At 65.0% G+C, this 24,752-nt stretch carries 21 protein-coding genes; 7 read left to right on the top strand and 14 right to left on the bottom strand.

Going from position 1 to position 24,752, the window contains the following annotated elements:
• Positions 1-263: 263 nt before the first annotated feature.
• The 10 genes from P8R42_23700 to mtaB all read right to left on the bottom strand — a co-directional run bounded on the left by P8R42_23700 (position 264) and on the right by mtaB (position 14,248).
• Positions 264-1,772, bottom strand: coding sequence for an oligosaccharide flippase family protein (locus P8R42_23700; protein ID MDG2307603.1), 1,509 nt, complete (start codon positions 1,770-1,772; stop codon positions 264-266).
• A 7-nt stretch (positions 1,773-1,779) separates the two neighbouring features.
• Positions 1,780-2,712: a sulfotransferase gene (locus tag P8R42_23695; GenBank protein MDG2307602.1), complete on the bottom strand. Its 933-nt coding sequence runs from the start codon at positions 2,710-2,712 to the stop codon at positions 1,780-1,782.
• Positions 2,713-2,799: 87 nt separating this feature from the next.
• The gene (locus P8R42_23690; GenBank protein MDG2307601.1) at positions 2,800-4,059 is read right to left on the bottom strand and encodes a PQQ-binding-like beta-propeller repeat protein; all 1,260 of its coding nucleotides are present in this window, start codon (positions 4,057-4,059) and stop codon (positions 2,800-2,802) included.
• A 125-nt stretch (positions 4,060-4,184) separates the two neighbouring features.
• Positions 4,185-5,492 carry a PQQ-binding-like beta-propeller repeat protein gene (locus tag P8R42_23685; protein ID MDG2307600.1) on the bottom strand — a complete coding sequence of 436 codons (1,308 nt, stop codon included), beginning with the start codon at positions 5,490-5,492 and terminating at the stop codon, positions 4,185-4,187.
• 332 nt (positions 5,493-5,824) lie between these two features.
• Complete coding sequence (locus tag P8R42_23680) at positions 5,825-8,647, bottom strand: DUF4215 domain-containing protein (protein ID MDG2307599.1); 2,823 nt, start codon at positions 8,645-8,647, stop codon at positions 5,825-5,827.
• Positions 8,648-8,847: 200 nt separating this feature from the next.
• On the bottom strand, positions 8,848-11,088 hold the full coding sequence (locus P8R42_23675) for a CocE/NonD family hydrolase (GenBank protein MDG2307598.1): 2,241 nt from the start codon (positions 11,086-11,088) through the stop codon (positions 8,848-8,850).
• A gap of 457 nt (positions 11,089-11,545) precedes the next feature.
• Entirely contained in the window at positions 11,546-11,863 is a 318-nt protein-coding gene (locus tag P8R42_23670) for a hypothetical protein (protein ID MDG2307597.1), read from the bottom strand.
• Between the two features lie 138 nt (positions 11,864-12,001).
• On the bottom strand, positions 12,002-12,463 hold the full coding sequence (locus tag P8R42_23665) for a hypothetical protein (protein MDG2307596.1): 462 nt from the start codon (positions 12,461-12,463) through the stop codon (positions 12,002-12,004).
• Positions 12,464-12,475: 12 nt separating this feature from the next.
• A complete protein-coding gene (locus tag P8R42_23660; protein MDG2307595.1) occupies positions 12,476-12,943 on the bottom strand; it encodes a nuclear transport factor 2 family protein in 468 nt (155 codons plus the stop codon).
• 27 nt (positions 12,944-12,970) lie between these two features.
• On the bottom strand, positions 12,971-14,248 hold the full coding sequence (mtaB, locus tag P8R42_23655) for a tRNA (N(6)-L-threonylcarbamoyladenosine(37)-C(2))-methylthiotransferase MtaB (GenBank protein MDG2307594.1): 1,278 nt from the start codon (positions 14,246-14,248) through the stop codon (positions 12,971-12,973).
• Positions 14,249-14,449: 201 nt separating this feature from the next.
• On the opposite strand from mtaB, the gene P8R42_23650 reads away from it, so the two are divergent.
• Positions 14,450-14,854 (top strand): SCP2 sterol-binding domain-containing protein, encoded by a 405-nt coding sequence (locus P8R42_23650; GenBank protein ID MDG2307593.1) that lies wholly within the window; start codon positions 14,450-14,452, stop codon positions 14,852-14,854.
• Positions 14,855-15,056: 202 nt separating this feature from the next.
• Here the strand turns inward: P8R42_23650 and P8R42_23645 are convergent, their stop codons facing one another.
• On the bottom strand, positions 15,057-15,215 hold the full coding sequence (locus P8R42_23645) for a hypothetical protein (GenBank protein ID MDG2307592.1): 159 nt from the start codon (positions 15,213-15,215) through the stop codon (positions 15,057-15,059).
• A gap of 128 nt (positions 15,216-15,343) precedes the next feature.
• Here P8R42_23645 and P8R42_23640 point away from each other — a divergent pair, with 128 nt between their 5' ends.
• Positions 15,344-16,111, top strand: a complete 768-nt coding sequence (locus P8R42_23640) for a hypothetical protein (GenBank protein MDG2307591.1) — start codon at positions 15,344-15,346, stop codon at positions 16,109-16,111.
• A 27-nt stretch (positions 16,112-16,138) separates the two neighbouring features.
• Positions 16,139-17,047: an SMP-30/gluconolactonase/LRE family protein gene (locus P8R42_23635; GenBank protein ID MDG2307590.1), complete on the top strand. Its 909-nt coding sequence runs from the start codon at positions 16,139-16,141 to the stop codon at positions 17,045-17,047.
• Between the two features lie 6 nt (positions 17,048-17,053).
• On the opposite strand, the gene P8R42_23630 is transcribed toward P8R42_23635, so the two are convergent.
• Entirely contained in the window at positions 17,054-17,920 is an 867-nt protein-coding gene (locus tag P8R42_23630) for a TIGR03619 family F420-dependent LLM class oxidoreductase (GenBank protein MDG2307589.1), read from the bottom strand.
• Here P8R42_23630 and P8R42_23625 point away from each other — a divergent pair.
• From P8R42_23625 to P8R42_23610, 4 genes are all read left to right on the top strand, one after another.
• Positions 17,908-18,477 carry an ATP-binding protein gene (locus tag P8R42_23625; GenBank protein ID MDG2307588.1) on the top strand — a complete coding sequence of 190 codons (570 nt, stop codon included), beginning with the start codon at positions 17,908-17,910 and terminating at the stop codon, positions 18,475-18,477. The genes P8R42_23630 and P8R42_23625 overlap by 13 nt on opposite strands.
• A gap of 254 nt (positions 18,478-18,731) precedes the next feature.
• The gene (locus tag P8R42_23620) at positions 18,732-19,883 is read left to right on the top strand and encodes a Do family serine endopeptidase (GenBank protein MDG2307587.1); all 1,152 of its coding nucleotides are present in this window, start codon (positions 18,732-18,734) and stop codon (positions 19,881-19,883) included.
• 264 nt (positions 19,884-20,147) lie between these two features.
• The gene (locus P8R42_23615) at positions 20,148-21,248 is read left to right on the top strand and encodes a glycosyltransferase family 9 protein (protein ID MDG2307586.1); all 1,101 of its coding nucleotides are present in this window, start codon (positions 20,148-20,150) and stop codon (positions 21,246-21,248) included.
• Positions 21,249-21,303: 55 nt separating this feature from the next.
• Complete coding sequence (locus P8R42_23610; protein MDG2307585.1) at positions 21,304-21,807, top strand: hypothetical protein; 504 nt, start codon at positions 21,304-21,306, stop codon at positions 21,805-21,807.
• A gap of 13 nt (positions 21,808-21,820) precedes the next feature.
• Here the strand turns inward: P8R42_23610 and P8R42_23605 are convergent, their stop codons facing one another.
• Both P8R42_23605 and P8R42_23600 read right to left on the bottom strand, forming a co-directional pair.
• Positions 21,821-23,491, bottom strand: coding sequence for a class I adenylate-forming enzyme family protein (locus tag P8R42_23605; protein ID MDG2307584.1), 1,671 nt, complete (start codon positions 23,489-23,491; stop codon positions 21,821-21,823).
• The gene (locus tag P8R42_23600; protein MDG2307583.1) at positions 23,492-24,751 is read right to left on the bottom strand and encodes a hypothetical protein; all 1,260 of its coding nucleotides are present in this window, start codon (positions 24,749-24,751) and stop codon (positions 23,492-23,494) included.
• Position 24,752 lies beyond the last annotated feature (1 nt).

Genomic DNA, 24,752 nt, shown 5'->3' with positions numbered 1-24,752 from the left:
CGGATGCTCGCAGAGCCGTCTGGTTCTCGTGGCAGGCGCTTCGCGCAGGAGCCGTGCACACCGCGAACGACCAGGACGGAGTCCTCCGGGTTGCGTTCGCAGATCCATCCGCTCGAGAGGTAAAGTTGCGGATCGTCCTCGATTGCCCGGCGGGAACTCTGTCTGCCGAGGACTTCCCCACCTGCGAGGCGAGGGCGATTGGGCCGGAAGCGGCGGTGCTCGACGCAGATTGCGAGGTGCGTGTCCCGGCCGATTGAGTGCTCTTACTCGCCCGGGATGTACTTCACGAGTGGGCGGAGTTTCTCGAACACCGGCTTCGCCTTCGGGATCTTCTCGCCCACGAATGTGAGACCGCTATCGATGTCTTGGGGGGCGAACAGGCCGCTCGCGAGGAGGGCGATCGGATAGAGCGGCATCACCGCCGACTTGAACGCCATCGACGCGATGAGCGAGTCGAACTGAATCGAGGTCGCGAGGAAGAACGTCACGAGGCCGCCTCCCATGATCCACGCGATCTTCACCCACGGGAACGGCACGTAGTACAGCCGCTGGGAGAACAGCAGCGTGAGGATCACCTGGACGAAGAACCCGCCCAGCGTCGCCCACGCGGCACCCACCATGCCGTACGTCGGGATGAACAGGTAGTTGAGGCCGATGTTGACCGACGCGGCGATGAAGATCGTGATCGTCCGGAAGTAGGTTTTCTTCGTGATGAGAATGCCGACCTTCACCATGAAGGTCATGCCGTCGAGGACGAGCGCAAAGCCGATGATCGGGACGACGGTTGCCGCGGCGTAGAAGGCTGGTGTGGCCATGATGTGGATCAGGTCGTGGCTGAAAGCGGAAAGGCCCACCCACAGGAACAGCAGGAAGGCGATGTAGTACGTCGCCATTTGCGCGTAGAGTTGGGGTGCGTTTTCCTCTTTCTGGTTTCGGAAGATGAACTGCGGCCACGACAGCTGGAAGGCCGTGACTACGAACGTCATGATCTCGCCGAAGCGGTAGCCGAGCGCGTAGATCCCGACCTCGTCGACCGAGTAGTACTCCTTGATGAACCAGCGGTCCGTGAGGTCGAGGATGAACGCGGCAGCGCCGGCCGGCACGAGCGGAAGGCCGTACTTCAGTTGGTCCTTGATGCCCTGCCAGTGAAATCCGGCCTTGAGGGCACGGAGTGCCGGCCAGGTGAGCACCAGACACATCGTGAACTCGCCGACGAATTGCGCGAGGACCACTCCGGTCGCCTTCATGTAGAAGAAGGCGACGAGGACGACGGCGATGAAAGTCGTAAGGCCGTTCCGCACGATCGACCACTTCGCGTACTTCTTGCTCTCGTCGGCCGCGCGCATCATTTGGAACGGCATGCGCAAAAGGACTTTGCAGAGCACCGTTCCCGTCGCGATGGTGATCAGGAACCAGTAGGCCGGGTCGTCGAGGATCCACCCCGAGATCATCTCGGACGCTAGCAGCGGGACGGCCGCGATCGGCAGCGAGAAGAGGATCAGGATCCAAAGGGAGGACGAGATGACTTTGGCGCGGCCCTCCTGGGTATCGTGGTCGTAGTAGAACCGGAACAGAGACGTGCTCTGGCCCATATTCACCAGAATGAAGAGGGCCTGGGTGTAGATCGAGACCAGCGCCATGACGCCGTAGTCGCCCGTCGTGAGAAAACGGGTGTACAGCGGGATCAGCAGGAAGCCGATCACCTTGATGCCATAGTTCCCGAGGCCGTAGATCAGAGTGTGGCCAAGGAGGGTGCGGAACTTCTCGAGCATGAAGAGGTCAGGCGGTCGGGTGCGAGGTGTCCGAGGTGGTCTCCCCGGTGTAGTCGAGCTTGGCGAGAAGGGCGCCGGCTTCGCGCATCACGTACGCGAGGTCGTCTTGGCTCAGGTCTTTGCGCCACCTTCCGATCGAGGAGCTCTGCAGGGGTTTCGTCGCTTCGGGGTTCTGCGCGAACTTCACGGGGTCGCGCGAGGCCGACTGCACCTCGTGAAAGCTCATCACGGCGGACTCCCACGGAAGCTGCAGGAAGGTGAAAAGCCCTTGCAGGGTGTCTTCGGTGCTCGTCACGAGGTCTTCGTACTTGAGCTCGTAGTAGCGAGGGTCTCCACGGTAGGTGAGGCCATCGCCCACGTCCTTCACCCAGCGACCGACGCAGTCTTCGATCGGGTTCCAGGTGTCGAGCTTCACGATCTGGCCGTCGATCACGCGGTGGCGGGGATGCGTTCGGAGCGAGCACGCGACGTCGCGCCCGTCGCGAACGACGTGAACGAAGCGTGCCTTCGGGAAGTGCTCGAGGATGTAGGGCATCACCTGGATGTTGCGCGGGGTCTTGTCGGCCCAGAGCGGTTTGCCGGCCTGCTTGCGGTAGGCATCGAAGAAACGCTCGGCGAACTCGGCGCGCGTCGACGAACTTTTCAGCAGGGTTCTCATGTCAGTCGACGAGAGATCGAACTTCTTGGCGAGCTTCTCTGCGCCGGGGCTTCCCGCGTTCAGCTTGTTGGGCGACGGGAAGACGTTCGATTCGGGTCCACAGGCGATTTGCGAGTGCGAATCGAGGATCACCCGCATCAGGGTCGTTCCGCTCCGTCCGCAGCCGCCGATGATAATCGGGGCCTCGGTCGAGATATGGTTGCCTCGATTCCAGCGGTACCCGCGCATCTCGCTGACGAGCCGACGTGCCCGCACGAGAGCGCCCTGTTCAGGGGTGCTCATGGAGACTCACCAGGCTAACGGACCCGCCCGGCTGAGACGAGCGGGGCGCTAGAGAGGCCTGTCTGCCCCTCTAGCGCCGCTCGGCGATTAGTCCGTGAGCTTCCAGAGGTTCTTGCCGGCGCCGACGTACAGGACGCCTGGGCCGCCGATGATGACACCGGCGTCGATCCTGCCGGGGAGGGGCATCGACCAGGCGAGGTCACTGCCACCGAGGCCGTCGCCGCCCTCTTCGAACGCGAACACGGCTTTGCCGAACCCGACGTAGATCTTCCCGTCGGCCCCGACCGCGGCCTGGTTGTTCGAGTACCGCCCCTTCGTCGAGTGAACGTGCTTCCATTTGATGCTGCCGTCGACCGGGTCGAGTGCGTAGAAGTGCGAGGACTTTTTCTTCGATGCGCCGATGTAGATCGTGCCGTCCGCGCCGATGGCAACGGCGGACTTTAGCTCCTGCTTGTTCTCAGGAACGAAGAGCCAGAGCGCGTCGCCGGTCGCCGGGTCGAGGGCCCACAGGCCGGACTTCGACTGGTAGTAGACCTGCGTGTCGTCGTTCGACATTGTGGCGGCGTAGTTCGGGTGGCGGCTGCCGAAGCCCTTGCCGGCGATCTCGACGCGCCAGAGCTCGGCGCCCGTGGCGGAGTCGAGCGCAATCGCTTCGTCCTTGACCGAGAGGTACAGGGTGAGCTCGTCATGGCTGAGGCACGGCGAGGCGTTCTTGAAGCTGCCCCTCAGGACGACGTGACCATCGTCGACGACGTTTCCGCCCACCGGCCACTTTGGCGCGCCGGCCGGCGTCATCGCATACACCCAGCCGGAGCCGAGTGCTTCGGAGCCCATGTAGATCGTTCCGTCGCTCCCAATCGTCGGGGGCGTCGTGACGTCGCCGTCGTGGGGAATGTGGTAGCGCCAGTTCACGTTTCCGGTGGTCGTGTCACACGCCCACAGGTCGTTGTCGCGTGCGCCCTGATAGACGACGCCCACGTCGTTGACCGCGGGGCCCGAGCGATCCGCGTGTCCGCCATTATGGTTCGACGACTGCCAGAGTTCGACGCCGGTGGTTCCGTCGAAAGCCGAGAGCGGGTTCTTCCCATTGGGAACGAAGACGGTACCGGTCGGTCCGACTGCAACCGAAGCGCGTAGGCGCGAGCGTGTCTTCTTGAACCAGGCGATGTTCGGAACGGGACCCTGAGGCCCGCTCACGTCCGTGCGGCCAGAGTGTTGCGCGTCGTGCTGGAACATGGGCCACGGGGAGGTCGCGAGGCCGGCCGCCGCATCCGTTCCCGTGAAGCCGAGCATGGCGCAGACGGCGAGGGGGGAGAGGGCGGTGGAGAGAGCTTTTTTGAGGTTCATGGTGCGGGCTCCTGTATTGGGGTCGGGCTGTTGGATGAGTGTCCGAAGTCGTCCCCCGAAGACTTCGGTCTCCCGCAGTGCTGGTCCCGACCGGCCCCGCGGAAGTGAAGAGTACAAAATGCCAGCTAGTCGGTCACTTTGTACAGCCTTTTACTCACTCCGACGTAGATTGTTCCGGCGGCGCCGATGATCGGGCCGGCATCGAACTTTCCTGGCACGAAAATGTTCCATTTGATGGAGCTTCCGCCCACGCCATCGCCATTGCCCTCGAAGGCGTAGAGCATTTTGCCGAAGCCCGTATAGACAGTGCCGTCGGCTCCGATCACGGCCTGGGCGTTGATGTATTGCCCCTTGTCCGTGTGCTCGTGGGCCCATTTGATGCTGCCGTCGGCGGGGTCCAGCGCGTAGAAGTGGCTGGATTTCTTCGATTTCGAGGCTCCGATGTAGATAGTGCCGTCCGCGCCCAGCGCGGGAGCGGATTTCAGCGCTTCGCGCTTCTTGCCGCCGGGATGGGGTGGCACGAAGGGCGTCGGCCAGACCGTGGCGCCGGTGTCCGTGTCGAAGGCCCACAGGCCGTCTTTGGAGTTGAAGTAGACCGTAGAGCCGTCGGCGGAGACGACCGGGCTGTAGTTGGGCGTCCGGCTGCCAAAGCCCTTAGAGGCGGTGACGTTGCGCCAGCGCTCGCTGCCGTCCGCGGCGTTGAGGGCGATCGCTTCTGTCTTGATCGACACGAACACGATCGACTCGTCCGGTGTGAGAGCCGCAGAGACGTTCTTCAGGCTCCCGCCGAGAACGACCTTGCCGTCCTGCACGTTCGCGCTGTTGGGCCACTTGAAGGTGCCGTCGGCATTCATCGCGTAGAACCAGCCCGACCCCAGGGCCTCCGAGCCCATGTAGACCGTGCCGTCCGAGGCGATCGTCGGAGACGTGGTGACGTCGCCGTCGTGGGGGATGTGGAACGTCCAGGAGATCTCGCCCGCGGTGTCGCCGGCGCCCGTGCCTGTCTCGGTCACCCAGAGGTTGTTGTCGCGCGCGCCCTGGAAAATCCGGCCGTCGTCAGAGACGGCAGGCTGCGAGCGATCCGCGAGACCCACTTTCGACTTGCCGGCAACCGGCAGCACGTTTGCCGACCAGAGCTCGAGTCCGGTGTTTGGGTCGATTGCGGTCAGCGGTCGCTTACCGTTGGGCGCGTAGATGGTTCCGTTCACGTCGACCACGACCGCGGCGCGGAAGCGCGAGTCTCCCCGGAACTCCCAAACGAGCTGCGGAGCGGGGCCCTGAGGGCCGTTCACCGTCGTGCGACCCGAGTGCTGCGGATCGTGCTGGAACATCGGCCAGAGGCCCGCGTCGAGTCCGGCGGAGGCAATGGGGGCGTTGGCTAGGAGCGCCAGTGAGGCAGCGAGTGCGGCCGGCGCAAAAGTCTTCACATTCATCGGTGCGGTTTCTCCTTGCGGCGAAATTCAGTGGTGCCGGAGGCGAAACGGGTCCCGCTGTCGGCACTTCCTCGGTTCATTGGTTCATGGACCACCCAGGAGAACGGAGGAGATGGGGCCGACAGATGAGGGGCTCCCGAGGCCAGGCCACGGCTCGGAGAGCGGATGATGTAGGGTGGTCCGTCGATACTTCTAACGGGAATATGCCCTCCCGGGCGGTAGCCGGGCAATGCACAAAAAAGACCGCCCGGGACTCTTTCGAGGCCCGGGCGGGGAGGAACGTCTCTATGTGGGGCCGCAAGGCAGGGGCCGTAGTGGCCCTCGCCTCTTGGCTACTCGCAGTCGATCTTCAGCGAGTCGCCGTCCTTCTTGACGCCGAAGGCTTTCACGGACACGCGGAGCTTCTCGCCCTGGGGGATGTCGATGTCCATGGCGCTGGAGCAGACCTCTCCGGCGGCCAGCGGGAACGGCATGTCCCCGAGGGCCGTGTCCATTGTCGCGCGTGCGGCGATCTCCCAGCCCGTCTTGGCGTTCACCTTCGGGCGCTTGATGTCGAGGCTGTCGACGGACTGCGCCAGGCAGGAAATTGCGTCGTTCTTAGCGGCTGCGCAGCCGAAGACCCGCACGCGGCAGTTGCCGGGGGCGGGGTCCAGGTCGCACTGAGGGTTGCCGTCGCGGCAGGTCTGCTTGTTGCGGGCGTTGCCCTTCTTGTCGACTTTCAGATCACCGGCGCCGATCTCCATCGACCACTGCCACATGCAGTCGGTCTTTTTGGAGCCACCGCCGGGGATGCGAAGGTCCGGAGCGAGGATCTCGCAGGTCGCGTTGCACGCACTGCCCTCGGTCCCATTGAGGAGGCCTTCGTCGCACTGCTCGGTGCACTCGACCGTTCCGTTGCCGCAGATCTCGGCCTGGCAGCTCGAGCAACCATCGCAGCTCGTGATGTTGCCGTCGTCGCAGGCCTCACCCACTTCGAGGACCGAGTTGCCGCAGACCGCGTCGTTGCGCTCGCACTTGAGTTGGACCTGGGCCTTCTTGAGAGTCTGGCCGACTTCGTTCTCGGTGCGGAGCTTGAAGGTCTTCTTGCCGGATTTGCCAGTGAACGGGATCTCAACTTCGACCGCGGGTCCGCAGACGGTCGCGCCCGAGACGGGACCACCGCTTGAGAGCACGGCGCCGTCGGCTTCCACCGTTGTGCCGAGCGTGAGTAGGCTCGCGACCACGGCTTGCGCGTTTGCATCATCCTGGGCGCTGTTCGAGCCCGGGAGAGGCTTCTTGAGGATGATGCGGTCGACGCGGCGCGACGGATTGCACTCGGGGAGATCGTCGTCCGGGATGTTCAAGCAGGGCGATATGAGGAACGAGCAAGAGCTGTTCGTGACGCCGTCGGCGTCACACCGCGTGTCACCGTCGGTGCAAACCTGCTTGGCCGCGGGCTTGCCCTTTTTGTCGGTGTCGGGATCGCTGATCTGCAGGAGCCACTGGGCCTGACAGCCAACCTTCTTGCCGCTGCTCTCGATGAGCACGCCGCTCTCTTCCTGTCCGGTCGGCGTGCAGTCGTTCTCACAGCCGTCGCCGGGAGTAGCGTTGCCGTCGTCGCACTGCTCGCCGCACTCCTTGATGCCATCGCCGCAGACATCGTCGACGCGCGAGCAGTCCGAGGAGCAGCCGTCACAACCGGAAATGTTTCCGTCGTCACAGATTTCGGGTGACTCGACGCTCTCATCGCCGCACGTGTTCTCGCAGGGGAGGAGCAGCTGGTCGAGAGTGATGATCGCGGCTGGGTCGATCGAGCCGGTCACCGTAGGAGCGGCGAAGAGATATCGGATCTCGTTCTCGGTCGCGGCTAACATGTCGCCCGAGATCGTGCTGGCGCCACTGACCTTGATGAGGTTCTTGCCGAAGCCCGGGAACACATACGGTCCGCGGGAGTCGAGCTCTCCGTCCGGCGAGACTACGTCGACCGAGCAGGAGATGAGTGAGATCCGGCCGCCGACGCCTTCGGCGCCCGTTGCCTTCGAGTTCAGCTTGTCGAACGCCTCGATGAACAGGCCGGTGGTCACGTCGATGTCGCCGCCGAAGCCGGCGGAGGAGGCATCGACCTTGCGGAGTGTCGCGCTGTGGGTGGCCGAGATCTCCACGACCCCACCGGCGCCGAAGCCGCCGCCCGTTGCAGTCGAGATCTTGCCGCTGCCGTTCTGGATGAAGTCGATTCCGGCTGCCACGGTGAAGTCGCCGCCGAAGCACTGGAAGCCGCCGGGGATGTCTACGAGACCGTCGATGCTGACGCTTCCGCCGACCGTGATGAACGTCGACGCACCGTCTCCGCAGTCGTCGTCGGCGCCGGCGCCACCTTTGCCGCGGATCTCGCCCGTCGCGGTTAGATGAAAGTCACCGAGCGGTGCATCGAAGGTGTACTCGCCGGCTTCACCGTCGGGGTTGCCGCCGTTGTTCGAAACGAGCTCGGAGATGGAGATGCTGCCGCTGGTCGTCTCGAAGGTCACGTCGCCGCCGCCGAAGTCGGAACCCTCGGCGAAGACCTTGTTGGTGGCAGTGATGTCGCCGCCTGCGGTGACCGAGATGTCGCCGCCGCCTGCGAACAGGCCGCTGCCCTTGGTCGTGATTTCCTCAGAAATCACGACCATGCCGGCTGCGGTGACTTCGATGTTTCCGGCGGACGCGTCTTCGCCCTGCGCGCTCGCGGTGAGGCGCCCGCCGATGATGGCGTCGGCCGCAGAGGTGATGGTGATGCTACCGCCGTCGATGGTGTCGGCTTTCACGTTGATCTCGGCACGGTTGGAACCGGAGGAGGCCATGGTGACCGAGCCGACGGTGGACTGGAGGGTGACGACGGCCCTGTCCGCGTCGAAGCCGCGGATCTCGGAGCCGGCAGCCATGCTGATGTCTTCTGCGATCAGCGTGAGTACCCGCGGGAGTGCACCGGCTCCGACAACGACGCGAGCGCTCGGCCCGAACACGAGCGAGCGCGCACCGAAGTCAACGACCGATCCGGCGTCCGCGTTCACGGTGCCGGTGATCGTGCATGGATCGCCCGAGCAAAAGTCTGCCGGGATGGAGACCGCGCCGGCCGGTGTCGCGAACGATGTCGCAACTAGCAGTCCTGTTCCGAAGATAATTCCGTTCAACCGAGGCACTTAATCCCTCCGGTGGCGAGCCATGTCAGGATATTGAGGGTTACGAAGAGGAAGGCATTTTTCGGTCTGGGCTCGTCCAATGATGAGCCGACGAAAGTCGGCCATAAAAGTTCAGTATTTCTAGGAGCTAACACGGCCGTCTCGGACCGGACAAGCGAGAAAATTCCTTGCATTCGTGCAAGGCCAGTCGTTGGTTCGGTTTATTGGGCGATGCGACACATCAGGCCCCGGAGGCTGGGGCACGCGGGGAGGGGGGTCGGGATCTCGACGTCGGGGATGACGGGCAGAACGACGCTGGATGCCATGCCCGATACGCGGGCGACGGTGTTCACGACTTCGCCATCGAATTCGAGGGCTTCCCAGCGCCATTCCGTTCGCGTGGCGCCTGGGGCTTCGACATAGAGTCGGATCTGAGAACCGGCCCGGAAAGGGTGCGCGAACGGGAAGATCTCCACTCGCACCAGGGAGAACTCGCCACCCGGGAGGTTCTTGGCGTCCTTGAGCAGGTGGGTCGAGACGGGTCGGATGTCCGTCGACGCGGCAGCGTCGAGGTGCCGGCGGCTGGCACGCAGCCATCCGTTCTGGATGAAGTACTCGACGCCGTCCGGGCGGACCTCGGTGAGGCTCACCTGGATGTCGGTGTCGGCCGCATCGGACATCAGCCAGAGGTCGGCACTGCCGGAGCCGGCCATCACGACGTCGTCAGCCAGGGGCGCGCTCGTGTAGGACAAGAAGGTCCCCTCGTCGCGGTAGGCCCATTCGTAGGCCGGCAGCGCCTCCCAGGAGCTTCCCGACGAGAGAGTTGTCTTCTGGGCGAGTGTCGCGTCGTACACGAAGCTGTCGGCTCCGTCGGCGCCGCTGGGAGCGCTTTCGGTGAGGGCGCCGCCTGCGCCAAAGTACCAGGTTGTCGGCTCCATTTCGGGCGCCGGCCAGGTCTTGAACCCCATCTCGAATCCGGGGTAGGGCGCACCGGGTACCGCGGGGTCGCCCGCGCCGTTGTCGAACAGGATGCGAACCCGAGGCTCGGCCTCCCACTGGGCGAGGGCTTCCTCGTACGTTGCGACGCCGTCGTAGCGTTCCGCTTCGATCGGCAACGCTTCGACCCGGAAGATGTCATTGCGCAGAACGTCGAGGATCAAGTCCTCGGATCCAGGGCGCGCTGGGATCTTTTTGCCCACGTAGAGGTCTAGGAACTCCATCCAGCGACTGAACACCTCCGGGCCGAACGGGTCGGTGTGCGCTCCGTTGACCATCGTGAAGCGGGCCTGATCGGTGCCCGTGAAGTTGGCCACCATGTTGGCGAAGTAGCCGCCGGTCTGCTCGTCGTTAAACGCGCCAGCGAGGTAGGTCGGCACCTGGATCTTGTCGACGAACGTGACCGGTGAGACCGGATCGGCGACGGCGGGCACGTAGAACTCGTTCTCGGCGATGATCTGGAGGATATCGGGGGTCTGCCCGCGAAGGAGCATGTTGTCGATGCAGACCTGGTCACCCTCGTCCAGGCGCTTCTGGGACCACCCCTGGCCGCCGACCATCGCGTCGCGGCGACGATCTTCGGACCACGAGATTGCAAAGCCGTTGTTGAGAATGCCGCCAGGGCGCAGCGTCCCGCGGCCCGTGTCGGAGACGACCGAAAGAGGTGCGATCGCGATCAAGCTCGGCGGCTGACGCCACGCGACGAACAGCTGACTGATCCCGGGGTACGAGAGGCCGACCATGCCGACTTCGTTGTCCATCACCCACGGCTGCGCGGCGATCGCTTCGATCGCATCATACCCGTCGGTCGTTTGCAGCGTTTCGAAGAACTCGAACGTGCCGCCCGAGCAGCCCGTGCCGCGCATGTTCACGCCGACGACGGCGTAGCCGAGCACGCTGGCGATGAGTGAACTGGGCTGCGGCGCGTCCAGGTTGGCGGGGTCGTAACCAGAGTACTCTACGACCGTCGGATACGGACCGTCTTCCGGATCGCCCGGGAGCATCACGTTGTAGGCGAGAAGAGTGCCGTCGCGCGTTTCGAGATAGCCGTATCCGGCGTTGATCTCTTGCGAGGAGTAGAAATCCTGCGACGGAACGTCGTCTGCCGTCTTCACTTCGAACGCGGGGGAGCTGCTCCCGTCAGCGGCCTCCACACGGTAGCCGGCGGCTGCCGCGACGTGGCGATAGATCAATGTGCCGTTGTCGTCCGCGGTGCCCGTCTGCACGACGCTGCCGTCGGCGTCGACGAGCTGCAACTCCGTTCCCGGCGTGGCGCCAACGAGGTACACCTGCTCGACGCTTCCGGTCACATCGAAGTCGGCCACCGGGGCCGGCTCGGGTGTCGTCGTCGGTTGTGGTGACGGGCTCTGCGTCGGTGCGGACGTCCCGTCGCTGCCGCAGGCAGAAACCAGAACGAGGACGGCAAGGCTCAAATGAAGCGCGCGAACGCGATCGAAGGTGGACATTGTTTTAAAGAGCTCCTGGGCAGAGGGGGCCGCGTGGACGTCGCGCGCACTCCTGTGGAGACTACGGATACTCTGCCAAACCTGTCAACGGCCGGTGGCCTCGCGTGTGGCGTGGATTCGGGGTGGCGGACGGTCAGGTGCAGGGAACGTGCGGAGCGCCTTGCGAGATGCCTGGCCGCGTCGGGCCCCGACCGGAGCGCCGGTCGAGTACCTCTTCTACCTGCCGGGAAACTTTGCTCCCTGGTGTCCGGGTGTGCGACACCCAAACGAAGCGCCCCTGATCCGGCCGATGGCGGCCTCGGGAGGCCTGGTGCGCACGGGAGAATGCCCATGGGTTGCCAGTCAGCTCAGCAGCCCCGGGGGCTATCGACCCGTTCGACTGAGCGCGGCTTCGACCCCGAAACGACGGGAGCGCCCCTTCAGGCGAGTTGCGCTACCGTCTTCCTGAGTCGGCTCGCTAGGGCTGCAGGTCGCCGGCGAGGGCGCGGACCGTCGGGTTGCGCATGAGCGCCTCGACACGTCGGTCCTGCGCGAGTGCCGCGAAGTTTCCGGAGCGTACGGCCCGCATCACTCCCTCGTCCTGAAGGAGGCTCTTTACGTTCGGGTCGTTCTGCAGGGACATCACCGAGTCGGCACCGCCGGGTTTCGAGAGGATGGCCTGTTGGACCGCCTGTGCCGTACCCGCGCCGTTCAGCTCATCGTCGGCCGATGCCGCGTCCGCCGCGCAACAGGTCAACATCATCGAGAAGCTCAGAGCCGCAACCGTTCGTCCCATCCCAGCCTCCAACGGAAGCGGTTCCCGAGCCGACCTGGCCGAGTGTGCTCCCTGGACGAAGTCATCGGAGGAATGAGGCGCTAGCTTGAGGCCCGGCGCCGTGCGGCGCCCGCTGTGTTGCGCGCCGTGGGGCTCGCGTCAGGCATACTTCCAGGTCTTCTGGGGCTCTGCTCCGGCCTGCCACTCCATGTTCTGGATGTCGAACCAGATCGGCAGGAGATACTTGACGTAGAACGCGTGCACGACGACGGCGCCCTGGTCGAGGTCCTTGTATTCCTTGATCTGGACGCGGTCGTCGCGCTTCTGGAACGTTCGACACTTTTCGAGCAGTTCATCGACCTCGCCGCGGTCCTCCATCAAGAGGCCCAGGTGATCGTAGCCGGGAGAGCGGATGGGGTTCGGGCTTTCCATCAGGAGAATGAACTGGCTCACGGTATCGTCGACCTGGAGGAGCAACCCTTGCTGGCCGAGGATCGGGACGTCCAGCGACTTCCACCCGAGAATCTCATCGTAGAAAGTTCGGATCTCGTCCTTCTTGGTGTCGTCGAGTTCCCCGACCGGGAACGTGAGTTCCATGTGGTTGAATCGCATCGTGCTCATGTGAGGCTCCCGTTAATCCGCCTGGCCGAAGCGCTGTGTGATCGAGAGCCACGACATGTCCTTGCGGGACTCCATCTCTTCATACGCGCGCTCGTAGCCGGTGTGCTTGATCTTCCACGTGTCGCCGACCTTCACGTACTCGTCCTTGTAGTACGCCGCGCCGCGGACCGTGATGCCCATCTCCTCGTTGATGAAGACATCTTCCAAGCCCCATTCTGCACGGGCGGTCGCGTCGCTCGTGACGTCGATCTCGGGGTGGTGGACGCGATGGCTCGAGAGAACCTTCGGGCTCCCCATCGACTCCTTGAAGAAGGCGATGATGGCGTCTCGTCCCTCGAAGGAGTACTTGCCGCCGCTATACGCGGCGGTGGCGTCTTCGGTGAAGCACTCGGCCATCTCGTCCCATCGCTTCTGATCGAGACAACGCATGTACTTGTACTTCAGTCGCTTGATGGCCTCGATGGTCTGTAGGTCGTACATATGCGTCTCCTTTGCGTTGCGTGTGGATCAGGCGAAAGCGCGTGGGCGGTCATCGCCGAGTCGATGTCCGACCAATGTTTCGTCGTCGATGTCGTCGGCGTGAACCCGGAGGAAGCTCCCCGCGATGGCGCCCTCGGGAATGCGGATGCGAGCGAAGTCGCGAGTGCGGCCGACGTTGCCCGCTTCCATCAGAACCTCGTGCTCTCGCCCGAGCTTCGTTTCCAGCAGTCGTTGGTGGGCGTGGGCCCCGATGGCGCGGAGGCGTGCCGCGCGGACCTTACGGACGGTCTTGGGAAGCTGTGGCATGCGCGCTGCGGGGGTTTCGGGTCGTGCGGAGTAGGGGAAGACGTGGAGGTAGACCAGCCCGAGCTCCTCGACGAGCTCGAGGGTCTGGTCGAACATCTGCTCGGTCTCGGTGGGGAAGCCCGCGATCAGATCGGCGCCGAAGACGACGTCGGGACGGAGGCGGCGTGCGCGCTCGGTCACCGCCCGCACGTCATCGCGCAGGTGGCGACGCTTCATTCTCTTGAGGATCACGTCGTCGCCGGCCTGGAGGCTCAGGTGGAGATGCGGCATGAGGCGGGGTTCTTCACTGAGCACGGACCAGAGGTCGTCGTCGATCTCGACGGGGTCGAGGGACGACAGCCGCAGCCGGCGAAGCTCCGGCACCTCTCGCAGGAGGCGCTGGACGAGCGTGCCGAGAGGTGGGTGTGCGGGAAGGTCGGCCCCGTAGGCGGTCAGGTCGACGCCGCTCAAGACGACCTCGCCGACGCCGGATCCGACGAGGAGGCGCACTTGCTCGATCACCCGTTCCGGGGGAATCGATCGCGACGGGCCGCGGCCGTACGGAATGATGCAGAAGGTGCAGCGATGATCGCATCCGTTCTGAACCTGGACGAACGCGCGGGTGTGCGTTTCGAATCCGCCGATCAGGTGCGAGGCCGTTTCGTTGACCTCGGCAATGTTGCTCACCCGGACCCGAGCCACGTGATTGGCCTCGGCGGTCCAGCTGGATGCCTCCATCTTCTCCCGGTTGCCGAGGACCTGGTCCACCTCGGGCATTTCGGCGAATCGGTCCGGCCAGATCTGAGCGGCGCAGCCCGTCACGACGATTCGTGCATGGGGGCGCTCTCGTCGCGTGCGTCGAATCGCTTGGCGTGCGTGGCGCTCGGCCTCGTTGGTGACGGCGCAGGTATTCACGACCACAAGGTCGTCGTCCGCGCCTTGGGCGAGGTTGCGGATGACCTCGCTCTCGTACGCGTTCAGCCGGCAGCCGAACGTGAGGATTTCGGGGGGGTGTCCCACAGGCGGGAATATCGGGGAAACGCGCCCCGCTGTCCATGTCGCCCGGTGGCGTCGATCGGGGTGCTTTCGGACCGGTGGGCCGCCCGTGCGACGGGACGGGCGGGTCCGTCCTGAGGAGAACTGGCGCGGGGGGCCGGGGCGCAGTAAACGAGGGGAGTTCCGGCGGATCTCAGCCGGGGTCGCAAACTACGGAGGAGAACCATGGCCAAGCACGCATTTCTTTCGGACGGATGGCTCGACACGCTGATCGCGCTGAACGAGGAGTACGCAGACAAGGTGCCGGCGCCCGCCGTGAAGATGCGCCTGAATCAGAACGTGAGCGGGGTTCCGTTCGGCGACGGCGCGGTGCAGATGCACACCGACACCACGCAGGGGAATCCGATTGTCGGGCGCGGACATCTCGAGAATCCCGAAGTCACGATCACGACCGACTACGAGACCGCTCGCGCGCTCGTCGTGATGGGCGACCAGGCCGCCGCGATGCAGGCCTTCATGTCGGGTAAGATCAAGGTCGACGGCGACATGACCAAGATCATGGTCCCGCCGCCGCCGAAGAACGATGCCCAGATCGAGCTCGATCAGAAGATCAAGGACATGACCGAGTAGGTCTGTCTTCAGCCGGTTTTGCGCTCCTGCGCGGTCGCTTCTTGCTCGCGGGCTTCTTCCCGCGAGCGGACGCGGCTGGCGCACGCTTCGCCGGTGCACCGACCAAATCGAGGAAGTCGGCCGCCATCTTCGGACCAGCACCGGCGTCCTCGTGCTTGAAGTACACGAGCGCTGTTTCGTCGGTTCCGAGGACCATCGACATCTACTCGCGGAGCGGTTCGACGGTGAGACTCGCCACGATGGAACCGGCACTGGCGCCTACGAAGACGTCGAAAAACCCGTGTACGAAGCCGCGTCCGAACGTGTCGTCCAATGCGGCGAGGCCGCCTCCGTTTAGTACCGATCCTGCATTCTTCGCCACCCGAGGAGAGCGCTCCTTTGGGAATATCGGTCGGCCGTCCCCCGGGTTCAAATCGGAGCCGGCCCGGTCCTCGGCCGGGCTCGATGGGACTTGCGCCGCGCCGCTCTCATTGATTGGCTGCAGGGGTAATGGCGTGGACCCGAGGTTCAGGCGCGTCCGGTCTCCGGAACTCTTCCGGGAGCTGGTTTCGTGCGCCTCTGGCGGCGCGAAAGCGCTGGCGAGAGTTCGCACCGCTGCGTGGCGAACTCGTCACGCCGGACGACGCGTCCCACGTCGGCTTGCCGCTCCCGTGGTTCCAGCACTTCGTCGAAGATCACTTCAGCGGGAGCGAAGTGCGGGCCGAGCAGTTGCGCTTCGCCATCGATGATCCGTCCATCCGCGATCTCCTTCGTTACAAGATCGAGCAGCTTCAGTTGTTCGAGGAGTTCAGTGAGGTCCTCGACGATAGGCTCAATCCGTATGACGCGATCGCGGCCGGCGTGGCCGACACCAGCTTGGCTGCCGTCGCTCGGGAGGTCTTCCCCGACCAGGCGGACGTCAGCGTTCGCGAGTTGATTCCGGAGATCCTGAGAAGGGCCGTGCGCGACTTTCTCGTCGGGAAAGATGGTCGACCGAGTGCACAGCGGGTGCGTCGAGCGATCGCGCGAGCTCGGGTCCGGCAGGACCAGTTCCGTGAGCTAGAGCCGTATCTAAAACGTCGCGTCGGCATCGACGCCGCGATCCAATCCGGGGCCGCGGACGACGCCCTTCATGGTCTGGCCCGTACCTGGTTTGACGAGAAGGAGTCGCTCTCGGTCGAACAGCTTCTGCTCGGTTCGCATGTCCCTGCCTTCGCCCGGGTTCTCGGCTGGCAGAAGATGATGAGCAACCTGGACCCGACCCCGGCTTCGCGATAGGTCGAGGCCCCGAAAGGGGTTCGTCCTATGCAGTTCGAAGAGATCGTTTCCGGGCTTCGTTTTCCCGAGGGCCCGATCGCCATGCCGAACGGCGACATCGTCGTTGTCGAGATAGAGCGCGGCACGCTCAGTCGTGTGACACCCGAGGGCAAGATCGAGGTCATCGCGGAAACGGGGGGCGGACCGAACGGCGCCGCGATCGGTCCGGACGGTCGTTGTTACGTCTGCAACAACGGCGGCTTCGCCTGGCATCGGGTCGGCGACATGCTGATCCCCGGAGACCAGCCGGACGACTACTCGGGCGGCCGGATCGAAGCGGTGAGCCTGGACGACGGCGCGATTGAGGTCCTGTACACCGAGTGTGACGGGAACCCGCTGCGCGGCCCGAACGACATTGTCTTCGATCGCGAAGGGGGTTTCTACTTCACGGATCTCGGCAAGTCGCACGGGCGGCAGATGGACCGAGGCGCGGTCTTCTACGCCAAGACCGACGGCTCCCTCGTCCGCGAGATCGTCTTTCCCGCGAACACGCCGAATGGAATCAGCCTCTCTCCCGACGAAACCCGACTCTACGTGGCCGAGACGGTTCCGGGGCGGGTCTTCGCCTACCACGTGAAGGAGCCCGGCGTGCTCGAGCGGCAGCTCCCGATGGAGGAATGCCTCGCCGGCGTTTCGGGCTACCAGTTCTTCGACTCGATGACGGTCGACGCGGACGGACATGTCTGCGTGGCGACGATCATCAACGGCGGGATTACGCGGATCTCGCCCGACGGTGCGACCGTCGAGCATTTCCCGACCGACGACCCTCTGACGACCAACATCTGCTTCGGCGGGGAAGGCCTACGGACGGCGTACGTGACTTTGTCTTCCAGCGGACGCCTGGTGAAGAGTACGTGGCCGACCGGCGGGTTGCCGCTCAACTTCTTGAACGTCTGACCGGGTTCAGGCCTTCGCGATCACGGTGTCGGCGTAGCCCCGCAGCGCGTCGAGCTTATCCTGAAGAGGGATGTCCGCGCCCGTGTAGACGTCGCGGAAGCCTACGACGACGTCGGTGACGCCTTCGTCTTCGAGCCGCTTGATCCCGTCGAGAGTGTACGCGTCGAGAGAGATCACGTGGACCTCGAAGGGCGTATTTTCCCGGCCATGCTCGCGGCGCAGGTCCTTCAGCCGGGTCAGGTAGCCGCGCATCTCTTCGGCGTCGCCTCCGGCGTGCATCCAACCGTCCCCCAGACGCGCTGCTCGCTTGAGCGCCGCTTCCGAATGTCCGCCGATCAGCATCGGGATCGGTTCGGTCGGTGTGGGCGAGATCTTGATCGCTTCTAGGTCGTAATACTTGCCGTGGAACTCGAAGAATCCGCCGGCGTTCAAGCCGCGGATGATTTCGATCATCTCGTTCATGCGTGTGCCGCGGCCCTTCCACTGGACGTCCATCACGCGGAAGTCGTCGGGCCAGGGGCTGAGCCCGATGCCAAAACCGAGGCGGTTGTTCGTGAGTGCGGCGATAGACGAGATGGATTTCGCGACGAGGACCGGGTGTCGGATCGGGAGCTTCACGACGAAAGTCGTGAAGCGCAGGGTCTTCGTGACGGCGCCGAGCCACGGGATGAGGGCGAACGGCTCGATGAACGGTTTGTCCTCGAGGAACTCCCGGTTGCCGTCGGGCGTATACGGGTACTTCGAGTCCGACTCTTTTGGGTAGCAAACGCTGTCCGGCACGACGAAGGAGGTCCATCCGGTTTCTTCGCATGCCTGTGCCAAGGGTGCGTAGTGGGTCACGTCGCACATCGATTCGGCGTATGAGAAGCGCATACTTCTCTCATAGCTGGACCGGGGTTCCGTTCAAGCGGCGCTTGTACCGCGCCCCGTCTGGGGGCTTGGCTGCGCGCCTGGGGGAGGTTGCGGGCGGCGCGCGCCTGCTGGTCCGGGGCAAACCGGTGCGAGCCGAGGTCGCCTGGAACGGGGCGACCATCATCACCGATGGGCTTCGGCTTCGTCAGATCCTGCACAACCTCGTTACGAACGCCGCACGAGCGCCCACCGAGGGCGCGATTTCGATCGGTGCGCCGCCGCACGGCGATCGTTGTCGGTTCACCGTGACGGATACCGGGGGCGGGATCCCGCGAGAGCGCCAGGACCAGATCTTCACGGCATCAGAGCAGGTCGACGCCGGTTCCGTCGAGGGGATCGGCCGCGGGCTTGCGATGGCTCGTCAACTCGCCGAAGTGATGGGGGGCGAGGTCACCGTGCACAGTGCTCCCGGCCGAGGGGCCGCATTCATCGTGGACCTGCCGGCCTCGGCCGTGCGTTGGAGCAACCCGGCCCAAAAAGCGACGGGCGCTGGTCTAGTTGCGACGGCGTTGCACTAGCGCTGGCGGACCGAGCGGCGGCGGCCAAACCCGGCCGTGCGGCTTTGCTTTGAACGGCGCCGGCGGTGGTTCGACTCCGCCCGGGACCTCTCGGTATTGGCGCGGAAGATCGGGCGGGGCAGGGTATCCGACTGTTCAGGGTCCACGGACTCGTTGAGTGCTCTCACAGAGAGTTCGACGGCGCCGCGCGGGCAGACCTTTAGCCGCAGTTCCTCCTCTGGTAGCGGTGCCCCTTGGACGGGGCTGGGGACAGGATGCTGAGACGGAACACGAGGGGAACCGTCGGCGCTTTGCTGGCGGGCTTCCTGCTGGCCTCGATCGGTGGCTGCGCCTCGACCCCGAGTTCGCTTGCACCTCGGTCGGTTGCTCTACCGACGGGTTCGTCGGGCGTCGTGGGCGCCTTCGAGGAGGACCGCAGGGGCGTGCTGACCCTGGCGCCGATGCTCGAGCAGGTTACGCCCGCCGTGGTGAACATCTCGGTGCGTTCCCGGGTCCAGGAGAGCAACAATCCGCTCCTCGGAGATCCGTTCTTCCGGCGCTTCTTCGGAGTTCCGGAAGATGTGGAGGAGGTCCCCGGCCGCGAAGTCGTGAGTGCCGGCTCGGGCGTCATCGTCGACGGTGCGGCGGGCTACATCCTGACCAACCACCATGTGATCGAAGACGCCGAGGAAGTCCGGGTCACCCTCCTGGACGGCCGGTGGTTCGTAGCGCGGCGAATCGGCAGTGATCCCGAGACCGACGTCGCGGTGCTTGACATCGACGCTTCGGGCCTCGACCAGATTCGTTTCGCGGACAGTGATCGGCTGCGCGTCGGCGATTTCGTGGTCGCGATTGGAAACCCCTTCGGCTTGGGGCAGACCGTTACCTCCGGGATCGTGAGCGCTTTGGGCCGCACCGGGCTGATTCCCGAGGGCTACGAAGACTTCATCCAGACGGATGCATCGATCAATCCGGGAAACTCCGGCGGTGCGCTCGTCGACAGCCTGGGGCGATTGGTCGGCCTCAATTCCGCCATTCTGGCGCCGAGCGGGAGCAATGTCGGGATCGGCTTCGCGGTGCCTAGCAACATCGCGCGCAACGTGATGCGCCAGCTACTCGAGCATGGGGAAGTGCGCCGCGGTCGTCTGGGCCTGCTCGTCCAGACACTCACCCCCGATCTCGCCGACGCGATGGACCTTCCGCGAGGGGCGGGAGCGCTCGTGAGCCAGGTTTCGCCGGATTCACCGGCAGGACGAGCCGGGATCGAGCGGGGTGACGTCATCATGTCGATGGACGGCGAAGCGGTACGGTCCTCGTCGGATCTCCGGGCGCGAGTGGGCATGCTCCCCATCGGCCGGCAGGTGACTCTGACGATCCTGCACGAGGGTTCGAAGTATGTCCTCCCAGTGACGGTCGAGGCTCGCTGAGCGCGCTCGTGTAGTCGCCAAAAAAGGCGGGTGGGCGGAGATCGTTCGCGGGCGCCTCAGGACCGAGGTCGTTCCCGGCGATCACTACGAGATGTTCGCGGCGGGGCACGTTGGCGCCCTCCAACGGGCGCTCCATGCGTTCGAGGTGGGCCGAGCGATGGCGGTGGGATCCAGACGGGACTCGGTGGCCTCTCGCTGGGGCTTTGCGGTTGCCCCGGGGCCGGGCGGTGGGTAGAAGCGACGGCGACGCCGCCGATGGCCCTGTTGCGAAGATTTTTCCGCGGCCCAGGGGGACAGCGCGTCGGGCACGCCACGGGTCGCGCCGGACGGCAGACCTTTGGACGTCTCCTCGAAGCGCTCCTGCCTCGCGCGGCACGCGTGTCGCTCGACGAGGTCCGTGACGTCGAGCGGGTTCTCGTGGTCAGGCCCAATTTTCGCATCGGCAACACACTGATGACGAACGCGATCATCCCCGCGCTCCGCGAGCGCTTCCCGGGGGCGCGGCTCGACTATCTTGCGGGTGACACCACGAGCAAGCTCCTCGAGAACCTTCCGATCGATGCGATCCATCCGATGTCGCGTAGCTACGTCGCGAAGCCGTGGGAGTTCGTCGCGTTGTTTCGACGGCTGCGCAGTGAGCGCTTCGACGTGGCGGTCGAGGCTGGGATGGGGTCGTTCTCCGGCGGGCTCTACTCGTACTTGAGCGGCGCGCGTTACCGGGTGGGGATCGAGGGCCCGGGCGAGCGCTTCATGAACGTCCTGTTCCCGCGGCCGGTGTGTATGCACGCGTACGACGATGCTCTGGAGATCGGCGATGCGCTGGGCATGGGGTGCTCGGATCGGCCGTTGTACGAAGTGGGGGCGGACGAGGCCGCGGCTGCAGTCCGGGTTCTCGATGAACTGGGACTGGTTCGGGCCGGTGTCGTGCAGACGTTTGTTGCCGTCTTCGTCGGCGGGCATCTGCACAAGCGTTGGCCGAATGAGCGTTGGGCGGAGTTCCTGCGGGCGCTGGACGCGGCCGGGATGCCCTTCGTCGTGCTCCTCGGGCCCGAGGAGGCCTCGCTGGACGGCTTCTATCGTACCGTGATCGGCACCCACGGGCGGATCCTTGCGCCCCAGCCGCTCCGGCTTTTTGCGGCCGTCCTGGGGCAGAGCGGCGCTCTCGTGACACCGGATTCCGGCCCGATGCATCTGGGCGTGGCGCTCGACGTGCCGACGATTGCCCTTCTGACAAGCGAGGATTCCAGCTTTTACGAGCCCCGCGGGCCGGCCGATCGGGCCGTCGTGGCGCCCGGGGTGGCCGAGGCGCTGGAGTTGGTGCTCGCGCATCCGATTGTTCGAGAGTCCTTGGCAGACCGGGCCTAGTTAAGGCATCCTTAGTGCGACGGTCGCGCCCGGGGGGAGCGGCCCGGGAGGCCCGGTGGACCCGAACGACCAACAACAGGAAGTCCTTTGGACGTACCGCTGGGAGATCCAGCCGGCGACGCCGGGGATTGCGGCGTGGTTGGTCGACGACGACGGCGTCACGGAGTCCGTCGGCCCGACTTTCCTCGCGTTCCAGGTGCGCGACGCGTCGGTCCGAACGTTCGCGTCCGTACCCAAGTTTGCCAGCGGCGGTCGCCGTGGTGGTCAACTCAAGTTTGCGGAGCCACCGGAGCACTTCCTGGAGGTGACAGGCGGCGAGAACGGCCTGTGGAGCCAGGAGGTGTTCGCATTCCTCCCCGCCGCGCTTCCGAGTTCGGAACGGATGCCCTGGTTCCGGGTCGGCGTACACGTCTTCTTCATCGAGGACGAAGCGCACGCGATCGCAGAAGAGCGCCGCGCCGCAATCGGCACTGAGGTCATGGTCGCCCACGCGGGCGCGGGGGCAGGGACGGGCGATGGCGGCTCGGGCGGTCCCGGTTTCGACCACGGCTCCGACTGAGCCGCAGACGCGTTTACCTCGATGTGGTCTCGTCTCGTAGCGTGCGCTTGAGGACCTTGCCCGCCGCGTTCCTCGGTAGCGGTTCGGTTCGAATCTCGATGCGGCTCGGTATCTTGAACGAAGCGATCCGGGCGGCGAGGTGCTCGCGCAGCACTTCCGGGTCGAGCGTCTCTCCCGGCTTCAAGTAGATCGCCGCGGCAACCTCTTCTCCGAGCCGATCGTGCGGCGTTCCGAAGACTGCGGCTTCATGCACCGCGGAGTGCTCGTAGACCGCCGCTTCGACTTCGGCGCAGTAGATGTTCTCGCCGCCGCGCAGGACCATGTCCTTGGCCCGGTCCTCGACGTAGATGAAGCCTTCGTTGTCGATCCGGCCGATGTCCCCGCTCCGGAGCCAGCCGTCCTGGAGGACCTCGGCGGTAGCTTCGGGCTTGTTCCAGTACCCACGGAACACGTTGGGTCCTCGGAAGCAGATCTCCCCCACTTCGCCGGGGCCGAGGGCCCTGCCGTTTACGTCGATCACGCGCATCTCGAGGACGGGAACCGTTCTGCCGGTACTCGTGGGCTTTCGAATGTAGTCGTCCCCGTCGTTCTGAGGGCCGTAGGCGCAGGTTTCGGTCATGCCGTAGCCGATGTTCGGTCGGGCCTTCGCGAAGGACTTGTCGACCCGGCGGACGAGCTCGGGCGGGGCCGGCGCACCGCCTCCACCGACGTTCATGAGGCTCGACGTGTCTCGCTTCGCGAAGTCGGGTGACTCCAGGAGATCCCAGGACATCGTGGGAACGCCGACGAAGTTCGTGACCCTCTCCCTCTCGATCAGTTCGAGGGCCCGTTCGGGGTTCCATTTGTACATCATCACGAGTTTCACCCCGGCGATGAACGCGTTCAGCATCACGGCGACCGATCCGGTGACGTGGAAGAGCGGAACGATCAAGATGAAGACGATCGGAAAGGGGTGTGGCGGTTGGCCGGCGCGCATTGCAGCGCGGACTTGGGCACGGCACCCAAAGGCCATGATGGCCGACAGGACGTTGCGATGAGTCGAGACGGCGCCCTTGGGAAAACCGGTCGTGCCGCTCGTGTAGAGAATGGTCGCGTCGTCATCGGGCTCGACGCGGACGTCCGGCAAGGTCGCGTTCGGCCGCAGGACGTCGTTCAGGTGCCTCGTGTTTGGCGGTAGTTCGCCTTCCGCGCGGACGGCGAGCGCCTGCAGGGCGCCGTTCTTCAGAGCCGGGGAGGCACGCTCTATTCGTTCGCGATCGGCGATCAAGATTTTCGCGCCTGAGTCTTCGATCCCGTAGGCCATCTCTTCCTCGGTCCACCAGGCGTTGAGCGAGACCGATACGGCACCGATCGATGTGATCGCGACGAAGCTTGCGACCCACTCCGGGTAATTCCTCATCCCGATCGCGACGCGGTCGCCCTTCGCGACGTCGTACTGGTTCACGAGCGCGTCGGCGATCTGGTCGGCCTTGGCCATGGTGTCGGCGAACGTCCAACGCTCGTCTTCGTAGACGAGGAAGATCCCGTCGCGGGTGCGGGCGGTGTCGAAGATGGCCCGGAGATTCGGCGCGGTGTTCTTGAAGTACTTGTACGTCTGACCGCGGACTTCGACGTCTTCGATCTCAAAACGTGCACCGGGTGCGGTGACTGTGGCGAGGGCGTCCTCGTATGTGGGTGCGGCCATCTACTGCTTCAGGTCGGGAGCGTAGCCGGCGGCGGCGTACGCGGCGCAGAAGGCTTCCTCGTCCCCCTGGAAGCGGGGGTCTTCGGCGACGAGGGCCGGCCGGAGTGGGCCCCAGAGGCTGCCTCCGAAGGAGCTGCTCCCGAGATTCTTCACGACCAGAACCATGTCGAGTCCGGGGTGGCCCATGATGAGCTGCCCACCGGCGCCGTTCGCGGTCCAGACGCCGACGTCGAGTTCCTGGTCGCACCCCCACGGAGCCTCGTAATTGCAGTCGGTCGCCTGCGAGATGCCATGGGGGAAGAAGGCGTTGATGGCGGGGGGCGTGCAGGCGTCGAGCGGGGCCTGGAACTTCAGGCCTCCGAGGATGCCACCGAAGTGATAGTTCGAGTTCGCCTCCAGCCAGGTGAGGTAGCCGTAGCTGGTATTGGCGTCTTCGAACGACGGGTGGGTCGTCTTGTAAATCCAGTCTTCGCTGAGAAGACGTTCGCCGTTCCAGACGCCGCGGTTGAGGATCAGAAGCCCGAGCCGCGCCATGTCGCGTGCGATGCCGTTCCAGGTCGATGCGAAGCTCTTGTCCGTCGCGCCGTCGGTCCACGTCGAGTTCCGAAAGCCGAGCTTCTGAACCATGTGCGTCTGCCAGAACTCCTCGATGTTGGCCCCGAGCCGCCCCGGGTCCTGCGCGATCACGGTGTTCACGACGTCGGAGAGCCGATTGATCTCTCGGCTGCCGCCCGCGTCGTAGCGATGTTCCTTGTTGCCGTAAGAGAGGTCTTCGTTGAACGCGACCATCCCGAGAACGTGCGCGATCTGCGCATCCGGATTGAACGTAACGGAGTCGAGCCAGTGATCGACCCGATCGGTGTCGCTGAGCGGCCCGGTCTTGCGGCCAGTGCGCTCGAAGTCGCGCGACTCATAGACGGCCATGCCGGTTACGGTCGCGGCCATGGTCTTCGTTGCAGAGAAGAGGCGCGTCGCCGTGTCGGGGCCGTCGGGGTAGTACTCGTGACAGAGCTTGCCGTACCGGACGACTGCCCACGGCCTCTCCAGTCGAGCGTCGGCGGCCTCGAGGAGATCGGGGTCGAGACCGCATTCCTCGCGAACCCGGTCGGTCGCGACGAGCTCCCAAGGGCCGGTGCCGGGATCGACGGTGGCTGGGACGGCGGGGGGGGTGGGCGTGCCGATGGTGTTGGAGTCGCCGCAGGCTGCGGCGAGGAGGGTCAGGGCTACGGCGGTGAGGAGTGCTCTTTGGGCTTTCGGCATG

The organism is Candidatus Binatia bacterium, from assembly GCA_029243485.1.
GTDB lineage: Bacteria > Desulfobacterota > Binatia > UBA12015 > UBA12015 > VGTG01.
This window is presented reverse-complemented; position numbering and strand designations above follow the sequence as displayed.

What these genes read in the sequence shown, in the direction of transcription:
- P8R42_23605 (MDG2307584.1), bottom strand. Translation starts at nt 23,491, where the DNA reads ATGGCCGCACCCACATACGAGGACGCCCTCGCCACAGTCACCGCACCC.
- P8R42_23600 (MDG2307583.1), bottom strand. Translation starts at nt 24,751, where the DNA reads ATGCCGAAAGCCCAAAGAGCACTCCTCACCGCCGTAGCCCTGACCCTC.
- P8R42_23650 (MDG2307593.1), top strand. Translation starts at nt 14,450, where the DNA reads ATGGCCAAGCACGCATTTCTTTCGGACGGATGGCTCGACACGCTGATC.
- P8R42_23640 (MDG2307591.1), top strand. Translation starts at nt 15,344, where the DNA reads ATGGCGTGGACCCGAGGTTCAGGCGCGTCCGGTCTCCGGAACTCTTCC.
- P8R42_23675 (MDG2307598.1), bottom strand. Translation starts at nt 11,088, where the DNA reads ATGTCCACCTTCGATCGCGTTCGCGCGCTTCATTTGAGCCTTGCCGTC.
- P8R42_23690 (MDG2307601.1), bottom strand. Translation starts at nt 4,059, where the DNA reads ATGAACCTCAAAAAAGCTCTCTCCACCGCCCTCTCCCCCCTCGCCGTC.
- P8R42_23695 (MDG2307602.1), bottom strand. Translation starts at nt 2,712, where the DNA reads ATGAGCACCCCTGAACAGGGCGCTCTCGTGCGGGCACGTCGGCTCGTC.
- P8R42_23620 (MDG2307587.1), top strand. Translation starts at nt 18,732, where the DNA reads ATGCTGAGACGGAACACGAGGGGAACCGTCGGCGCTTTGCTGGCGGGC.
- P8R42_23625 (MDG2307588.1), top strand. Translation starts at nt 17,908, where the DNA reads ATGAGAAGCGCATACTTCTCTCATAGCTGGACCGGGGTTCCGTTCAAG.
- P8R42_23635 (MDG2307590.1), top strand. Translation starts at nt 16,139, where the DNA reads ATGCAGTTCGAAGAGATCGTTTCCGGGCTTCGTTTTCCCGAGGGCCCG.
- P8R42_23630 (MDG2307589.1), bottom strand. Translation starts at nt 17,920, where the DNA reads ATGCGCTTCTCATACGCCGAATCGATGTGCGACGTGACCCACTACGCA.
- P8R42_23660 (MDG2307595.1), bottom strand. Translation starts at nt 12,943, where the DNA reads ATGTACGACCTACAGACCATCGAGGCCATCAAGCGACTGAAGTACAAG.
- P8R42_23685 (MDG2307600.1), bottom strand. Translation starts at nt 5,492, where the DNA reads ATGAATGTGAAGACTTTTGCGCCGGCCGCACTCGCTGCCTCACTGGCG.
- P8R42_23670 (MDG2307597.1), bottom strand. Translation starts at nt 11,863, where the DNA reads ATGGGACGAACGGTTGCGGCTCTGAGCTTCTCGATGATGTTGACCTGT.
- P8R42_23700 (MDG2307603.1), bottom strand. Translation starts at nt 1,772, where the DNA reads ATGCTCGAGAAGTTCCGCACCCTCCTTGGCCACACTCTGATCTACGGC.
- P8R42_23665 (MDG2307596.1), bottom strand. Translation starts at nt 12,463, where the DNA reads ATGAGCACGATGCGATTCAACCACATGGAACTCACGTTCCCGGTCGGG.